Origin of the sequence: Sessilibacter corallicola, from assembly GCF_021290925.1 — a bacterium.
GTDB classification, from domain to species: Bacteria; Pseudomonadota; Gammaproteobacteria; order Pseudomonadales; family Cellvibrionaceae; genus Sessilibacter; species Sessilibacter corallicola.
In genome coordinates this window covers 923,208-941,838 of sequence record NZ_JAJSLX010000002.1, presented here as the reverse complement: position 1 = coordinate 941,838, position 18,631 = coordinate 923,208, and the positions used below count along the sequence as shown (strand labels likewise).

14 protein-coding genes are annotated in these 18,631 nt (G+C 42.0%); 7 read left to right on the top strand and 7 right to left on the bottom strand.

Going from position 1 to position 18,631, the window contains the following annotated elements; all coding sequences use genetic code 11:
• Positions 1-125: 125 nt before the first annotated feature.
• The 7 genes from LU361_RS11310 to guaB form a co-directional block, all read right to left on the bottom strand.
• Positions 126-1,166: an AraC family transcriptional regulator gene (locus LU361_RS11310; protein ID WP_233088951.1), complete on the bottom strand. Its 1,041-nt coding sequence runs from the start codon at positions 1,164-1,166 to the stop codon at positions 126-128.
• Positions 1,167-1,722: 556 nt separating this feature from the next.
• Entirely contained in the window at positions 1,723-3,015 is a 1,293-nt protein-coding gene (locus LU361_RS11305; protein WP_233088950.1) for an NAD(P)/FAD-dependent oxidoreductase, read from the bottom strand.
• A gap of 2 nt (positions 3,016-3,017) precedes the next feature.
• Positions 3,018-3,440 carry a RidA family protein gene (locus tag LU361_RS11300; RefSeq protein ID WP_233088949.1) on the bottom strand — a complete coding sequence of 141 codons (423 nt, stop codon included), beginning with the start codon at positions 3,438-3,440 and terminating at the stop codon, positions 3,018-3,020.
• A 20-nt stretch (positions 3,441-3,460) separates the two neighbouring features.
• Entirely contained in the window at positions 3,461-4,600 is a 1,140-nt protein-coding gene (locus LU361_RS11295; RefSeq protein ID WP_233088948.1) for an ornithine cyclodeaminase family protein, read from the bottom strand.
• A gap of 244 nt (positions 4,601-4,844) precedes the next feature.
• Entirely contained in the window at positions 4,845-5,549 is a 705-nt protein-coding gene (locus LU361_RS11290) for a helix-turn-helix transcriptional regulator (RefSeq protein ID WP_233088947.1), read from the bottom strand.
• 350 nt (positions 5,550-5,899) lie between these two features.
• Positions 5,900-7,480: a glutamine-hydrolyzing GMP synthase gene (guaA, locus tag LU361_RS11285; RefSeq protein ID WP_233088946.1), complete on the bottom strand. Its 1,581-nt coding sequence runs from the start codon at positions 7,478-7,480 to the stop codon at positions 5,900-5,902.
• Positions 7,481-7,677: 197 nt separating this feature from the next.
• Complete coding sequence (gene guaB / locus LU361_RS11280) at positions 7,678-9,150, bottom strand: IMP dehydrogenase (RefSeq protein WP_233088945.1); 1,473 nt, start codon at positions 9,148-9,150, stop codon at positions 7,678-7,680.
• 433 nt (positions 9,151-9,583) lie between these two features.
• On the opposite strand from guaB, the gene xseA reads away from it, so the two are divergent.
• The 7 genes from xseA (at position 9,584) to LU361_RS11245 (ending at position 18,596) form a co-directional block, all read left to right on the top strand.
• Positions 9,584-10,951 (top strand): exodeoxyribonuclease VII large subunit, encoded by a 1,368-nt coding sequence (xseA, locus tag LU361_RS11275; protein WP_233088944.1) that lies wholly within the window; start codon positions 9,584-9,586, stop codon positions 10,949-10,951.
• A 159-nt stretch (positions 10,952-11,110) separates the two neighbouring features.
• Complete coding sequence (locus LU361_RS11270; RefSeq protein ID WP_233088943.1) at positions 11,111-11,719, top strand: hypothetical protein; 609 nt, start codon at positions 11,111-11,113, stop codon at positions 11,717-11,719.
• A gap of 511 nt (positions 11,720-12,230) precedes the next feature.
• Positions 12,231-12,722 (top strand): cysteine peptidase family C39 domain-containing protein, encoded by a 492-nt coding sequence (locus LU361_RS11265; protein ID WP_233088942.1) that lies wholly within the window; start codon positions 12,231-12,233, stop codon positions 12,720-12,722.
• Between the two features lie 402 nt (positions 12,723-13,124).
• Positions 13,125-15,416, top strand: coding sequence for a winged helix-turn-helix domain-containing protein (locus tag LU361_RS11260; RefSeq protein ID WP_233088941.1), 2,292 nt, complete (start codon positions 13,125-13,127; stop codon positions 15,414-15,416).
• 1,267 nt (positions 15,417-16,683) lie between these two features.
• On the top strand, positions 16,684-17,325 hold the full coding sequence (locus LU361_RS11255) for a helix-turn-helix transcriptional regulator (protein WP_233088940.1): 642 nt from the start codon (positions 16,684-16,686) through the stop codon (positions 17,323-17,325).
• 85 nt (positions 17,326-17,410) lie between these two features.
• A complete protein-coding gene (locus LU361_RS11250; protein ID WP_233088939.1) occupies positions 17,411-17,578 on the top strand; it encodes a hypothetical protein in 168 nt (55 codons plus the stop codon).
• A gap of 109 nt (positions 17,579-17,687) precedes the next feature.
• A complete protein-coding gene (locus LU361_RS11245) occupies positions 17,688-18,596 on the top strand; it encodes a hypothetical protein (protein WP_233088938.1) in 909 nt (302 codons plus the stop codon).
• Positions 18,597-18,631: the final 35 nt, after the last annotated feature.

Sequence of the window (18,631 nt, the reverse complement as noted above, 5' to 3'; positions counted from 1 at the left end):
TCGCGGACAAAGTGATGACATTATCGGCAATCGTGTCAATTTTTTATTTTCGCGATTGCACGGTGAAGGGAAATAAAAAGACTCGTCTGGAAACTTTCTTTTCTACAGTAATTCAATGAATAAATTTAAGAAGGAACACTTATTGGGTAGGTTTCGTTAGATTTATATTCAGCAGGTGTTTTACCCGTCCAAGAACGGAATGCACGACAAAATGCACTGGGCTCCGAAAAACCAAGTTCGTAGGAAATTTCTGTGACAGATAATTTGGTGTATTTTAAAAAATACTGCGCACGACGTTCTCTTGCCTTCTTTTTCATTTGTTTGAAGCTCAACCCCTCTTCCAACAAACGCCTTCGAAGTGTTCTTTCAGTCATCAATAAACTGTTGGCGACTGATGTCATCGTTGCTTCCTGTTTTTTTATTTGCAGCAAAATTTCCCGAGATACTGTATCGAAAAAATCATAATGGCCACTGCCTTGTGAGTAATGATTTTTTAGAGAGTTGCAAAGAATCTCATACAACAAATTATTTGCGGTTGATAAAGGTTTCTTAAGAAATGACTCGTCAAAAAAAATACCATTTAGTGGTGCTCTGTAGCGCACAGGTGCGCCATAGAGTTCACTCATAAAATGTCTTTCGTCTTCACATTCGCTGCCAGAATGCGTAAACCAAATATTCTTTATTGGCATAGTCATTCGCGTAGCTTTTTGCATAGCAAAAACCACATAATAGATAAGATATTCGTTGAGATACTTTAGGTTGCAACCGGGAGGTGAAATTAATTGAAGTGAGAAAAAACTTAGATTGTTCTCTTTTGTTAAATCTATACTGATTGCGCTATCTACGTATTTATCATACCGCACAAGAGTGGACAGACTATCCTCTACCGTGGGCGCAGCCATTAACGCTAACGTAATAACACTGGCGCTTTCAAAATGATAACCCCGGCTTAACTCTACGCCAAAACTGGGATAATCAGTGGCGTTGGCAACCACCTCAAAAAGCTTAGCAATTTTGCTAACGGGTATAGAGGGCGCGAGTTCACCATCATCGCAAACGGAGAGATTCGCCTCAGCAAAATAAGGTCTAGGATCGACCCCCCGATCGAGTAAGAAGTCGCGAATATAGGCGATAAACCGTGGTGATAAAGAAGGCTCAACGTCCATAAACTCCTCTGCAAATATTACAGTGGTTGCTGGTAATAAGAGTTAGCGACTCGCGGATAAAAAGCATTCTTTTATCGAGTAAAATGACAACCCAAAAGACGTAATCCGCTGTATCAGCTAAAAAGTTTTTGCGCCAATTACAGCAACGCGATTTTATTTTTTAAATGGCAACGATCTCGAGTTTAATCGCCATACCCGAAACCGATGCTCATATTACTCAAAGCAATAACCTGACCATTTTTATAGAAGATAGACAAGACAAAAGACATAGATGGACTGATGAAAGCCCAATCAAATTTAATAAACACCGTTGCTATCGCGTATCCAGCCTTTCGAACTGAACACGTTCGGCTGGTCAATTTGTCGATGAGTAATAACCTTAAATCCTTCTATGGTCACAGCACCAAGCATCAAACAGAGCACTTTTTAATCATTTCTCAGTAGCATGCCCAAAATCGGGCACGCACTACAATCACCTTAATTAAAGAGCAATAAGATATGGTTCTTGAATTAATACATAACCAATAAATCCCGAGTAGAAGCTCAAAAAATGCCGTTAAAAGCGATTAAACCGATAAGGAGCTGGATCGACCAAAGGCTGGTTATTGCATACTAGGTCGGCAGCTAACTGGCCCGCTGCCGGTCCGGTACCAAAACCGTGACCTGAAAAACCGGTAGCAACAGTCAAACCCACAATGGACTCAATGCGGTCAATCACAGGAGTGGAGTCGGGTGTGATATCCATTTGACCAGCCCAAGCTTCGTCAATTTCTGCGTTTTCGAACATTGGCCAAACCTTACTGAGGTTCGCCAACGCTTCAATATTTACCGCCGAATTGGCGTTAGGATTGATCGTTCGTATTTTTTCAAACGGCGATAGATCATCACCCTTCCAACGCCGCGCGAGCTTGAGATCGTCGATAAATGGCCTGCCTAACCTAATTCTCAATGCACTCCCAAAAGCGCCAAGCTGGCTCATGTAATGCCGACCAATCAGTAAATGATCGAGCAGAATTGGCGAATCAAGAGCACTGCGCTGGGTAATAACGTAGCCGCCATCTTTATGTTTGCGAAAGGAAAAATCCGGCCCCCCCGTAGCAATATTGGTGGGACCGTTAATTGGTTTGGTACGTAACACCGATAAAATCAGCGGCAACGTAGGCAAAGAGATACCATGATTGCCTAAAAACCGACGAGACCAAGCACCACCGGCAAGCAGAACTTGGTCACAGCGAATTTCGCCTTTTTCAGTCAATACGCCTGTCACCCTTCCGGCACTTTTGACTAAGGTACGAACCGCACAGTGTTGCACGAATACCGCACCTTGTTTGATCGCCGCACTCGCCATCGCGCTGGTAGCTAAAGCAGGTTCAGCCACTCCATCGCTGGGCGTATAAATCGCACCCAACCAATTACCCTGGCAACCCGGCGCTTGTTGATCTAACTGTTTACGACTTAACAGTTGCGAACCCAGATCCAAGTCTTTTACCGACTGTAACCAAGTTTCATAACCGGCAACATCGGCTTCACTGCCCGACAGAAACATAATCCCACGGCGCTGATAACCAACATCACATCCCACACGTTCTTGCATTTGTGCCCAAAGTTGATCGGCCGCTTGAGCCAAAGGCACGTCACTGGCGTGGCGGTTCGTTTTGCGGACCCAACCCAGATTGCGCGAAGACTGCTCACCGGCAATATGACCTTTTTCGAGTAGCACGACAGGAATATTGCGCTCTGCCAAAGTAAGTGCAGCGCTCACACCCACAATACCGCCCCCGATAATCACAACGGTAGAAGAAGCAGGCAACTTATCTTGCGTTGACACCGATCTAAGAAGTAATGACATGTTTACTTATCCAGGTGAAGGTAATTAACATCCGCTTTAGAAGCGCCTCGATAAGCAGTCACTTCTACTTCTACCTGGTAACTATCGGAACCCAATGGCGGACATGTCGCAGTATTAGTTGGATCAATACCACGATACTTGGTACCGATATGGGTCATCACTTTGTGAATATCCTCCCGGTTTTGGATAAATACGCGCGACTGAACCACATCCGCTAACGTGGCATCAACGGCGGCAAGAGCACGCTCAATATTGTTAAATACCTGATCGACCTGCTCGAAAATATCTTCGGGAATTTTCCCCGTATCAGGATTACGACCAGCAGTATTCGACACCAGAATCCAGTTATCCACCACAACCGCACGCGAATAACTGGCGATCTCTTCAAATTTGGAACCGGTTTTAATTTTAGTAATGGCTGACATTGGCAACACTCCGATCAAACTTATTTAAGAACAGGCTCGTCCCACAGATTGAGCTTTACACCAATGTTTTGAGCAATTGCGTTACGATAAATTTTGGTGCCCCAGGCAACATCTTCGACCGGTATTCCACCCACAGAGAGAATAATAATTTCCTCTTCATTTTTTCGGGCAGGCGTATCACCGGCCACAATTGCACCCAGGTCCTCAAGTTCACTCTTATCCATTAAACCGTCGGCGATCATGTCCATAAAACGCATGCCCACTAAAGGAATAACATGGTGAGAAGGTTTAGGAACTTCTTCGTACCAGGCTTCATAAAGGCCAATGCTGTCCATAACTTTGCGCACACCGGGGCCACTCATGCCTTCGTCAAGGCTGCAACTGGCAGGCATAGCCAAAAATGCACCGGGTTTCAGCCATTCACGTTTAACAATCGGGTAGGTGGATGGATCTCCAACTTCACCCGAATTGCAGTAGGTAACCAAATCAGAATCACGTGCCACGGCTTCCACGGAATCGACAATCTCAATATTGATAAGCTGCGGGTATTCGGCTTTTACCCAGGTTAAAAAGCTGTCGAGACTGGCCTGACCACGCGCCTTAATTTTTATCGTATCTAAATTTGGGCAAGCCGCCATGAAAGACGCGACAGTGGTTTTACCCATCACACCAGGCCCGAGCAAACCAATCACTTTAGAATCTTTGCGTGCCAGGTATCGAGCCCCCACTCCAGGGATCGCACCGGTACGGTACGCCGACAGTAAATTGGCTGACATGTAAGCCAATGGCGCTCCAGTATCGATGTCGTTGAGGATAAACATCAAAATTGAGCGCGGCAGCCCCTTTTCACGGTTGGCAATATTTGAGCCGTACCATTTCACACCACAGGTTTGAAAATCTCCGCCAAGGTAAGCAGGCATTGCCATTAATCGGCGATCAGCGGTAGGTTTGGGCATCGAGGGAAAAGGTGATTCATCGGGAAAAGTAATCATAGCTCCATGAGAATCACTGTTTGGCCCCGCCATGCGATAATCGCCGCGGTGCAATAACTCAAACATTTCTTCCATTGTATCGACACAACCTGGCATGTCCGTTACGCCGGCTTTAATCATGTCTTGTTCTGATAGGTAGATGAAATCAACTCGTGTGTTATTAGTCATAATGGCCCCGTCCCGTAGAAACGCATTTAGATGCATATTTTTATGCTCAGTAGCGCTTGAGATTGTTACGTTGAAATTTGAAATCGTCGCTTTAATTTCCAATTAGCCTTCACGCGTTTAAAACGCAGAAAACCTTCAGAACCCGTTTTATTTAACGCGGCTCTGAGAATTAATAAGTATGGCGAGAAGTATTAAAGGGAAATTTTTAAGGGATGGGTATCATCTATACAGATGAGTTTGGCGCTTAATTGAGTGAGTTCATTAACTTAGATATCAGTTCACTGGTGGAATGAACATTAGTCTTACTGTAAATATTTTGTAAATGGGTGCGAAGTGTGGGCAAGCTTATTTTTAATTGTGCGGCCAAAACTTTATTACTGACTCCGGTTAGAGCCAACTCGACCACATCAATTTCTCTAGCAGTAAGATCAAAATCACTGACGAGGCTCTGACGATTGTGCATTCTCTTGGGAAGATAAACCTGACTAAGTGTGAATTGAACAAAAGGCTGTAAATTAGTCAGCAGTTCCACTTCGTGCGGTGTGAAAGGTCTGTGCATGTCTCTTCGCAACAGCGTTAAAACAGAAAATATTCGCCCTTGCTGACGAAAGAATATATCAGCGTCGTGAAAAAAATTATGAGGTTGAAAAAAACCTAGGTAGATTTTGCTGTTTTTCCAGTGGATATCCGGCATTAATTGAGTGTTGGTAACAATAACTCTGCTGCTGTCTTCAAAACGGGAAGGATGCATCGGATCGCAATGCCAGGCTTCGTCGGTATATGCTCGGGTCATATTGATTACATCCTGACAAGAACCTACTTCCGCCTTAAACCCGCCATCGCCAGGAACATAAATGTGAAAGCGCAAACCATCCACTGGAACTAATTTATCAACCATTTCAAACAACGGCTGTTGAAACTGCATTGGTAAATGCGCTGATACTTTCATTCAAGAACTCCCACTCAATTGTCCTCTACGGTTTCAGCAAAAATAGCGCCAGTACACGACTAAAATCACTGTGGGAGAGCGGTAAAGAAATAGAGACTCAAAGAAAATCCGTTATTTACAGCTTATTTAAAGCTATTTTGTTTTTGCTATTTGAAGCCAGGAATTCAAAGGCGGGAGTTAATATAACCAGTGATCAGTGCATCTGATCTGCACTCTGATGGATCGGCAGCAGACGTTTGATATTTTTGAGAGAATTGATTGTAGTTTTCAAACGAAAAACCCATTGATAACAATGGGTTTTTATTAAATAAATTACTGTCTGAAAATATCCGACGCAGAAAGACGCAAAATTATTCCCACTCAATCGTCGCAGGTGGTTTGCTGGAAATATCGTAAGTGACCCGAGACACATCTTCAATTTCATTGATAATTCTGCTGGATACTTTTTCAAGCAACTCATACGGCAAATGCGCCCAACGAGCCGTCATGAAATCGACGGTTTCAACGGCGCGAATAGCAATAACCCACGCGTAGCGTCGACCATCACCGACGACACCAACCGATTTAACCGGAACAAATACTGCAAATGCCTGACTGGTTTTATCGTACCAGCCGAAGTTGCGCAGTTCTTCGATAAATATCGCGTCTGCTTCGCGCAAAATATTGGCGTATTCTTTTTTCACTTCACCCAGAATACGTACGCCTAAACCCGGCCCAGGGAATGGATGACGGAAAACCATCTCATGCGGTAATCCCAGTTCAAGACCAATCGCTCGCACTTCGTCTTTAAAGAGTTCGCGTAAGGGCTCTACAAGCTCTAACGCCATATCGTCTGGCAAGCCGCCAACGTTGTGGTGAGATTTAATAACGTGCGCTTTGCCGGTTTTCGCCGCGGCAGATTCAATAACATCAGGATAAATCGTGCCTTGAGCCAACCATTTCACATTGGACAATTTCGCGGCTTCTTCATCGAACACTTCAATAAAAGTATTACCGATAATTTTTCGTTTCTGCTCTGGGTCTTCTACGCCTTTTAAGCGTGATAAAAACAGCTCTTCGGAATCCGAACGAATCACTTTAACGCCCATGTTTTTGGCAAACATGTCCATAACTTGGTCGCCTTCGTTCTTACGAAGCAAACCGTTATCGACAAACACACAAGTTAATTGATCGCCAATGGCACGGTGCAATAAAGCTGCAACTACGGATGAATCAACACCGCCAGATAACCCTAAAAGCACTTGGTCGTCACCAACTTGTTTTTTCACACGGGCAATCGCATCATCAACAATATTGGCAGGTGTCCAAAGCGGATCGCAGCCGCAAATTTCTAACACGAAATGTTCAAAAATTCGTTTGCCTTGTTTGGTGTGAGTAACTTCGGGGTGAAATTGAACACCGAAAAATTGTTTTTCTCGGTGAATCATACCGGCAACTGGACAAGAGTCGGTGGATGCAAAAATTTCAAAGCCTTCAGGAACCGAAATAACTTTATCGCCGTGGCTCATCCAGACATCAAGCAACGCGTTACCGTCGTGATCAACGTGATCTTTTATATCGTGTAACAGTGGATTTTCTGAATTTACGGTGATCTGCGCGTAACCAAATTCACGGTGCTCGGAACCTTCAACTTGACCGCCCATTTGAGCCGCCATGGTTTGCATACCGTAACAAATACCAAGAACTGGCAAACCGAGTTCGTAAACCACTTCTGGTGCTCGGGGTGAATTCTGTTCCGTAACGGATTCTGGACTGCCTGCGAGAATGATGCCTTTGGGGTTAAAGTCACGAATCTCTTGTTCGCTCATATCCCAGGCTCGAATTTCACAATAAACGCCAACTTCACGAATTCGGCGCGCAATTAACTGTGTGTATTGCGAGCCAAAATCCAAAATAAGCAATCTGTGTGAGTGAATATCATAATCAGTCATAGCAGGTTCCCAAAATATGCGACCGTCGTTTGCGGTCATTAATCCCACCACCCCTACTCAGGGTACTTTCGAAAAGAGTTAAAACCTCTGATACACACTGAAAATCTATCAAGACAAATCAGATTGTGTGTAAAAAAGGTTTCCTTAAAAACAAAACGGGGCCGCCTGGGCCCCGGATTTCATAATAAGCGTTCTGACTAGCGCCCGCCGATTGGATAGTTAGGCGCTTCTTTTGTAATTTGAACATCGTGTACGTGGCTTTCGCCCATGCCCGCAGCCGTAACTCGAACAAATTCTGGCTGAGTGCGCATTTCCGTAATGGTAGCTGAGCCGGTATAACCCATTGCAGAACTCAAACCACCCATCATTTGATGAACAATCACTGACAAAGGACCTTTATAAGGCACTCGACCTTCAATACCTTCAGGCACTAACTTCTCTACCGCACTGCCATCTTGGAAGTAACGATCCGAGGAGCCTTGATTCTTCGACATTGCACCCAACGAACCCATACCACGATACGATTTGTAGGTTCGACCTTGGAACAGCTCAACCTCACCCGGCGCTTCTTCGGTACCGGCAAACATCGAACCCATCATGACACAGCTAGCACCGGCAACAATGGCTTTGGCAATATCACCAGAATAGCGAATACCGCCGTCAGCAATCACTGGAACACCGGTATCTTTTAGCGCTTCGACGACATTGGCAATGGCAGAAATTTGCGGAACACCAACACCACTAACAATACGCGTGGTACAAATAGAACCTGGACCAATACCGACTTTTACGCCATCTGCACCAGCATCCACTAATGCGAGCGCACCAGCACCAGTGGCAACGTTGCCGCCGATAACTTCAACATTTGGGTAGTCTTGCTTGATCTTTTTAACGCGATCGAGAACATTTTTTGAATGTCCGTGTGCAGTATCAACCACAATAACATCAACACCAGCGTCAACCAGAGCAGCCACACGGTCGTCAGTGTCAGGACTGGTGCCAACCGATGCACCAACACGCAGGCGGCCTTCTGGATCTTTCGCGGCATCTGGGAAAGCTTCGGCTTTATTAATGTCTTTAACGGTGATTAGGCCGACAAGATCAAAATCGTCGTTGACCACCAACACTTTTTCAATGCGATGCTTGTGCAGCAAGGTTCGGATTTCATCCGGTGACGCACCTTCTTTTGCAGTAATTAGCTGCTCTTTTGACGTCATAATATCAGACACGGGGGCATCTAGATTGGATTCAAAACGGAGATCACGGCTGGTCACAATGCCCACCAAATCGCCGTCTTTTAATACGGGAACACCGGAAATATTGTGCTCTTTAGTCAAAGCAACCAATTCACGGATTGTCGCGTTGGAATTGATGGTAATTGGGTCTTTAACCACACCGGCTTCAAACTTTTTAACCGCTCTCACTTCGCGGGCTTGTTGCTCGATGGTCATGCTCTTGTGGATGATGCCGATTCCACCTTCTTGTGCCACAGCAATCGCCAAACGAGCCTCGGTTACTGTGTCCATCGCCGCAGAAACAAGCGGGATATTCAACTGAATTCCGCGCGTGAGTTGGGTCTTCAAAGACACGTTTTTTGCGGTTACTTCCGAATAACCTGGAACCAACAACACATCATCAAATGTTAGGGCTTCTTGAGCAATGCGTAACATAGAAGCTTTTACTCCCGAATATATAAATAGTATGTAGAAATGACCGTTTAGCGAGTCACTTCTACTCGACCTCTGTGGGTACGTAAAAATCTAGGAAATTTTGATACATGTTAATTATCGTAATAGAGAATCAGAAATTCCACTGACGCCCTGTTAACCACATGCCATCTGAGTGAGCACTTCAATCAATGCAAAATCTACTGATAAATAACGACAATTACAGCGAATAAGAAGTCATTATCGATCAACTTGCTTACCGCTATTAGTAATTCCTTACCTCACCAACCTTATAATAGCTGCGGTTAATGGGTAGCTCTTAAATAAAACCGGCGATTATAAACGCCCTGAACACAGTTGAAAAGAACCAAAATTACTGAGAATTTGCCATGTTTCCCTTTCTCAGAGGTAAACCTTAGTCTTACAATACGCCGCCATGAATACAACGAATCCCTTCCAACAGCCACAAGCAAACGACAGTCAACGAAAAATCTTATCGGTGACTGAACTCAATCGATTAGCCAAATCGACACTCGAACAAATTCCGCTGTTGTGGATTGAAGGTGAAATCTCGAACTTTGCCGCACCGTCTTCCGGGCACTGGTATTTCAGCCTAAAAGACAAGAGCGCCCAAGTCCGCTGTGCCATGTTTCGCAACAGAAACCAGTCGGTTCGCTTTCGCGCCAAACAAGGCACCCAAGTTCTGGTGCGAGCAAAAATTAGCCTCTATGAAGGTCGCGGCGATTACCAGATAATCGTTGAACACATGGAAGAAGCTGGACTTGGAAAACTGCATCGAGAGTTTGAACGCCTAAAGCATAAGCTGTCTGAGCAGGGACTGTTTTCGGCCGAGCATAAAAAACCGATTCCAGAATGGCCGTTGCACATTGGCGTGGTAACTTCACCAACCGGTGCGGCGGTAAGAGATGTGTGCTCGGTATTAAAACGCCGCTTCCCAGCACTGCCAGTGACGGTGATTCCAACATCAGTTCAAGGTAATCAGGCCGCACAAGAAATCATCGCTGCACTTAAACTGGCAGAAAACTCCGGTTTGTTTGACGTGATATTACTGACCCGAGGTGGCGGCTCGCTGGAAGACCTTTGGTGCTTTAACGATGAGAATTTAGCGCATGCAATTTTTGATTGCCCTATTCCTGTAGTGAGCGCTGTCGGACACGAGATTGATTACACTATCTCGGATTTCGTCGCTGATTTGCGCGCACCGACACCCTCGGCAGCGGCAGAAATGCTCAGTCCGAATGTGAATGAGTACATCGCTCGATTGAATACTCAGGTTAATAAATTAACCCAATTAATGCGGCATTCAATTACGTCACAACAGATGACGGTAACCAACCTGCGCGCGCGCTTGAAACATCCGGGTGAAAGGCTTCAAAACCAAGGCCAAAAACTGGATTTATTGGAACTCAGAATGCATCAAGTGATTCAAAACTTATTAACTAAAAACAAACAGTCGCTGACAAGTTGCAGCCAACGAATTGCGTTAACATCGCCAGAAAAATCCATTCAACAAAATAGACAAGCCATTAATGCACTGGATAAACGATTAACACTGCAAATCGACCAACGTTTAATTGCTCAAAACGCTGCCATTGAAAATGCAGCAAAACGATTACATTCGGTGAGCCCGTTGAATGTCTTGAATCGTGGTTACGCAATGGTTACCGACCGAAATACCAAGGTAGTGACTGATTCCAATCAGGTTGCCGTTGGCGATCGAGTCAATATTCGCCTGGCAAAGGGTGAACTGAATTGTGAAGTCGTCGAGCTTCAAGATAAATAACATGTAACAAAAATGAAACACAAACCAATTGATGGCCAATAATCAGCAACAAACTGCAACTTGTTAACACTGTTAAGTTGAAAACATTCAACGTATATTGTCTTCGAATATAAACGCAGCAATACAATACGCAACTCACGACTAAAAAAGGAATTTAGTGTGAACTGGGACACATTTACAAACTTAAACATTCATTGGCATCCAACCATCGGCGATCCGACACCGGCGGGATGGCTAACTGTTGGCCTTTATCTTTTCTCGGCATTGCTCGCATTGGTCATTACATTAAATTCCCAGAAAGTTTTTTTTGATGAACAAAATCGACAAAAAGCTTTTTGGTTTATTGCATCGCTAGTTTTGCTATTTTTATCCGTTAATAAACAACTGGATTTACAAACGCTATTTACCGAACTGGCTAGAGCAATTGCTATCGAACAAGGCTGGTATAAAGAAAGAAAAATAATTCAAAAACTGTTTATTTTAGGTATTTTTGTTTTATCGATTATTTTATCCATTTACTTAATCTATTTTTTCCGAAAGAGCCTTAAATACAATTTAGTCGCTATTTTAGGTATTTCTTTGGTATTAACCTTCGTTATTATTCGAGCGACTTCTTTTCATGCATCAGATGTATTAATAAATTATCGCTTATTCAATTTAAAAATGAATTGGATTTTAGAATGCTCGGGAATTGCTCTTATCATTATTAATGAAATTTCGTTACTAAGTCGGTTCAAAACAAATACCACCGAAATTCCTACCTCATAAAACTCTATAATCACAAATACCCACAAAATTCATTCGCGGAGTTTGCTAATAAAAATTCAGCAAACTCTGCTCTTTAGCCCCTCTCTTGTTAAGTTATATAAAGCTCCCCATACATACATTAGCTAAAAACTAAATACCGAAAGAAATAATAAAAAAAGAAGTCATTAAAAATAAATTGTGTCATTTCTTACAGCTTAACCAGTGAATAATTTTTTTACACTATGTTTCTTAATCTCTGACTAAGATGAAAAAATACTATCCCGCTGATCTTTTGCATCATAAACCAAGCAAATTGCTTAAAAACTATTAGATTGATTAACAGCAATTATACGATCAACACAAGTAAATCACGGTTATCGTAGATAAGCGGTAAAAAAAGAAAAGTAATTAACGCTAAACAGCGACTACTGTTTGCGGAACACCTAAATAATTTAAAATATTCATATTCGAATAAATTAATAACTCGCAATTCATTATTTTATTCTAGAAGAATAATATCAATGCGTACTTTATGGAAATCTTCGAATCAATAACAACAAAGTTAAGAACACTTAATCTATCGCGATTGCCTCTGGTAAGACAAAAGCAACACTGTGACTGCGGAATTGCCTGCATGGCGATGATTGCCAACTATTACGGCAGGCATGCGCACATGAGTTCTATTCAATCGACGCTTGAAACGAATGAGAACGGTATGTCTGTGCGAGAAATTATCGAATGTGCTAATCAGTTAAATCTCGACGGCCGTGTACAAAAAATAAACGCAAAACAATTGAGGAAGATTTCACTGCCGGCCATCCTGCACTGGAACGGCAATCACTTTGTTGCACTAAAAACGGTCAACTTTGTCGGCGCAAAACTACACGACCCCGCCATTGGAAAAAAATTTGCTTCATGGAGCGAAATTAATCAACGCTTCACGGGCATTGTCATTCACTTAAAACCAAAAGAAAACGCCAACGCAATTCGAGCCCCCTTCCTAAACTCATACAACGAGTTATAAAAATTCGGAAATCACCCGATATTTTCTTACGCCTACGAATAAAAATAGACTCACATTTAAGCAAAGCTCATGTAAACTAACCAACGGCTTTTGTTGTCTATTACTCCCTACAAATTTTATTAGTTCAAATTATAAGCATTAATAATCGATAATTATTGATTTCAATAAATAAATATCGTTTTGGACTATTAGATTTCTATAATCATTAATTATATTTAAGATCGATTAATATAAGACGAATAGACTCTGTGCTTCGTTAAGCAGATAGTTTAGTATCGGAAATTAAAGCGAAGGATAGTTTTGGACTCGAAAGGGGTTATGTCGAACACAAACACTATATACAAGTTTGGTCCATTTCAGCTAGAAACGGAATCTGACATTCTCTACAGGGAAGGAAGAGAATTGTCTGTAGAACCCAAACTTATCGAAGTACTCTGCTACTTAATAGTGCAGCGTGACCGTTATGTACCACTGGCTGAACTCCATGACGAGTTGTGGGCAGGGCGCATCGTCACTGATACAGCAGTAAGACGGACGATTAGTAAACTGCGGTCTATTTTAGAAGACGACACATACAACCCACAGTTTATAAAATCTCTTCCCAAACGCGGCTATAAAATGGTCGCGTCAGTAGAAATCTTGTCAGAGCTGACAGGTATACAGCACGATACTATCACGCAGGCCGCTGCTGAAAACCTTTCGGCGCCAAAATCATCAAATGACTACATTAATGATGATAATAGTGCCAACAAAGAAAATTTAGGTCAAAGTAAAAACTTACAGGGTGAGACAAGCCCAACTTCGCAAATCCCGGAAATCTCAACAACGGATGAGAGCGATAAGCCCGTTGACAGTGCTATCCATACACCAACGCATTCAGTAGACGAGCAAGTTTTAGAAACTCGTGGGGCTGGCGTATCACTTGCAGGTAATGCCACATCGCAAATTAACCGTCCAGGTTTTAAAATAACGGCATTGCAAATATGGTGTATTGCAATACTCGCCATCGTAGTAACCGCACTAGCAACCATTGATATTGATCAGGTCATAGAACAACAAAGCTCCGAAAACGATTCTCTCGTTAAGTCCATTGAAGTCATCGAAACCTTCCCTTCCAATAAAACCGATTTTGATATTTCAGACGATGGAACCAAACTCGCCTTTACCGCAAGAATGTCTGAAAATATGGGTTACCAGTTGTTTATTAAAGACTTGGTGTCTGGATCGATAGAACAATTAACCGATAGAGAAGAAAATTTAGAAGAAATTCAGTTTTTACCGGGATCTCAGGAAATTGTTTATACCTCAATTGAGGAAGACTCGTTTGCCCTTAAAAGAAGGGCGGTAAATAAAGATAATAAAGAAATTGTTACAACTCTTTATAAATCTGAAAGCTTTATCGCTGGCCTTTCTAGGCAAGATTCAAAGTCCTCAATATTTTTCAGAAATTACGATTTAGAAAATGGGCACGAAAAAATAAGAAAATTGAATACTTTATCTTCTTCCTTAGAAGAATTTAGCATTGTTGACAATTCTGGAAAAAGTATAGAGCAGTTTCGCTATTCACCTAATGGAGAAGCCTTAGCTTACTCCATTCAACATCAAAGAGATAATCCTGAACTCCAGTTTATAGTAAAACACCTGGATACAAACACAGAACAAAATATAGATTTTTCAAAAAACCTAGGTCCTCAATTTCTAAGAAAGTTTGAGTGGTTAGATAACAGACACATAGTCGTATTAACCTCAAAAGCTATCTATAAATTAGATTCAATTACATTAAAATACGAACAGATACTGCCAAATTCTTACAATCGTTACTGGAATTTGGAGGTAATATCTCCGACAGAAGTACTACTTATTCGAAACGAGCCTCTCAAACGCTACGTTATCGAATTTGATACAGAAACAATGGAGGTTCTCGACCAATTTAATATAAATTCGCTTAGGCGGCCTACCTATGGTCCTAACGGGTCTTTTTACGCGACAAGATTCAATGAAGATGACTACACACTAATAAATTACGATCCTAAAACCAGGAAAGAACAAACTCTGTTCAACTCGGAAGTTTTTCTGTTAGTAATTGGCAACTTAGATGATCGGTTTGAAGATTTGTTAATTAAAACTGCCGATACAGCTTTTATATATAATACGAAAGACAAATCACGAAAAATAATCATCAAAACCGGCTTTCCAATAATTACCTTTGAACTATCTAACTCAAAAACACGAGCTTTTTACAGTGAAATTATCGAAGGCATAAGAAAAGTAGGGTACTTTGATCTGCTCAGTGGAGAAAAAGTATTTTTGATGGAAAATGTTTTAATGGCAGCAGAAAGCAACGAAGGTGGTTATTTCTTTGTCCAAATCGATGGATCAGTTTTAAAGACAGACCAGAACTTAAACAAAATTGCAGTAATTGATACACAATTCCCTGACAGATTCAGAGACGTTTCTGGTAACTATCGACTTCAAATTCGTGATAACAAAGCATTTTGGGTTCAAATTAAAAATGCCGAACGAACTTTTAACGTCCTAAATTTAGATACAAACATACTCAAGATTCAGAGCTTTCCCCTACAGAATACTATACCCATAACATTCATTTCGCCTGACGCAAAGAAAATGATTTTGATTAGGGAAGAAGAACGTTTAGAAATCATTGAAAAATTGACGTTAAAACAATCACCATAACCCTTAAAGGTATGAAATATTAACCATCGCTAAGATAACATTCATAGATCATAGAATAGTTATAGCAAAACTAATTTTTTAAAACATATAATCAGAATAAGTTTGAAGAATATTTTTCTGCTGCGAATATAAACTGTAGTTGGGAACTACCAACTCTACATTTTTAAAACACATTGGAGACACTTACATGAGCAATGTAAAGAGTGCTATTTTATTTACAGTGGCCGCAATTATCTTGGGATTAGGTTCAACTGTACATGCGTCAAATACAACCTCAACACCCACTTTTGAAACATTTAAAATTTCTATCTCGTTTGGCCCTACCCCATCAGGAGCGACTACCAACCCAGATTTAGGTTGCGGCCCCTGTCACGCAAGATAGATCTTGATAAACAAATCTAATAAATACTGAGTCAGATGCTCACTCGTACTCCTCGTATCAGTGAGCGGTCTGATACACCCTCTAGCCGTAAACCCTCCTTTTCAATACTCTTCAAGCCATAAATATACACTTATGGTCAATTATCAAATCACTTCTTTAAGTATTACAGCTATCTAACAAAGCAAACCTCTCCCTGCCACACACCAAGCACTCTAAGTAATCCGTTTATTGCAGCTCAATATTTTATCAGCTGCCCACTCGATTATTACCACTAGGCTCACTTACGTGTTACTGGGTTTTAGGCGGCAACAAATCACATCACAAAAATGACGTTTTCAACACTGTTGGATCAAAAGATACACAGTCGAAAAAATAACGTGAGCTATAAGGAAGTAAGAACTTGTGTAACGGCCAATATTCTTAACAGCAATGAAACTAAAACTGCTTTATAAGCATTTATAAAAATTGGCGATTAAGTATACGAAAAAAGAGAAAGTTATCTTGGTTATACGTAAATTTCTATAACCAAGCTATAACCTTATAAGAAAATAGCTAGAAAAAACAATAAGTTAAAGGAGTTATCACAAAATCTCAGATAACTGTCAGAAATTACACCCAAGTCATTCCATCGTTATCGCCTATGACCACTTGCTAACGTAACTTATGTCATCAGATGCCAGCGAGAGAGATTCTATCGATCTCATTAATTATCGTAACTGTCAGTTATCAGAGCTTTTATTACGAAATGGCATTACGAACAAAACACAGTAAGCGGTGTAATCGCGACAAAACGAAAAATATTTAATCATCTGTAGTTACTCGTTTTCCCGCCTTGCATCGTTACTCAAGCTTTTAAGTTGTTTCAGTTATATAGGTGCGTAGTTTATGGACAGGCTAGAACATTATATTCGTGAGTTCGAAGGAATCACTGACGCTGAAGATTTGCAGCATACTTTCTTAACCATAGCGAATGATTTCCAATACGCTAGTTGTGCGTTAATCAATTCCAGCGAAGCCGACGAACTCAAGAGCGATCAAACCGTTGGTATTATGTCTGACTACATGGCTAGCTGGATTAACAGCCAGTCACACCACCTAACCCGTGCCTTCAACACTGGCAACTGCCCGATTATGCTGAAAGCCGTCAAACCAAACTTAGATGCACCCAATGGTTTTGCGATTGCTCTCGGCAGCGCTAACTATCAACGTTCTGTCGTAGTAGTGGAGTTTCCAGAACAATACTCCCAGGAGTTAATCGAAAAAGTTTCCTGGTTTTGGCTAATTTTAAGCCACTATGCACTGAATGCGCTCAGCCGTTGCAGCGCTAAGATGGCGGTGAATTTCACGCCGCGTGAAATTGAATGTTTACGCTGGGTTTCTAAAGGCAAAACTTCCTGGGAAGTCAGCAAAATATTGGGTGTCAGTGAAAGAACCGTAAATTTCCACATCCAAAATTGCATGAAGAAAACAAACAGCGTCAATCGTCAGCAGGCAGTCACAAAGGGTTTAATGGGCGGGATTATTTGATCGCCCCGGTTCAGAAAACGACAACCCATACCAACGCATTAGCCAATTGAAACAGCACGAATTATCCGTATTTGAGGTAACCCAGATGAACGCCAAGGTACAATTTGATCGCTTAACACAGCACGATTCTCACGCCGCGCAAACCGTTATTAATGTTAATACCCAATCTAATGACGCCCGTGAGGAACACAGAGAAGAATTGAAATCACTTTTCCGACTGGAAGAACTGATGGTTTCTTGCTCAAAATCGTAAGCCTACATCTGCGCTGAGCTTAGAGGCCAACTATTGACTGATTTGGTAATAAACGTATTGTGTTGATTTGCTGTCCAACACTCACCTTTAATTACTCACAATCTACACAATGACGGTCTCTCCCTACACACTTGAAAGTTATAATTCGATAGAAGCTTGGTTGTACCACTGGGGATGTCAGTACAAAGAACATTTCCAGTCAGCTCGCAATCGTATCGAGCCTGTGTATGAAGCTGAATTTGCCAGTTTTTCTGCGGTATCTAAACGACACTGGCATCACCGCCGTGATATCCCCCAAGATTTATTAACGCTGCCCAGAAGCCTCTGGCGTGGCGCGAATAAATTGGTTAAAAGAAATACAGAAGAAACTTCTGCAACACCGACCACCGGTAAATCAGAAGCAGTTGCGAATATCATTGAGCACGAACTCCTCAAACTTACCGATTTGCAAACTGCCTTTGCAGACCACCTCATTAAACACCCCAATTTTATTCGAGCGGATTTAGAATCTTTAGAAAAAACTCTGTCTCAAGTGCCGGTTGATATCGCCCGACAGAAATTAATGCGTGGCGTTGATAGCTTGTCTCAAACGCATGAAGGCGGCAGAGATTTTTTATTGTTTGTCGCCATTGGTTTGTTAGGAAGAGGTATTGTCGATAAGGCCGCGTTTGGCAGTGCGGCTGCTCTAGGTTCTGCTGCGGCAACGTCCATCTATTTAAGTAAGCAATCTTTTCTTGCCAGTGTTTGGATGAGTTGGGCGGGCACGCCAACTTGGGTCAGCGCAGCAGGCGCCATCGGCGGTGTTGGCTCCACAATCTTACTCACCCCATTAATCGCGCCACTAACCGAGTACAGTGTCAACAAATTAAGAGCGAAAAAATTATTGCACGGCATTGTTAATCAGGCAGAAAGTAAAGTTGCCATTAACGAAAAAGATCTCGCCAAGTTTGCCGGCCAATTTGGCACCTACGCACAATTGTTACCGGATTTGGTTCAGATTCTTAAACACCTAAAATAAAAAACCCCGTAATAAACCTCACAGATAAACTTATA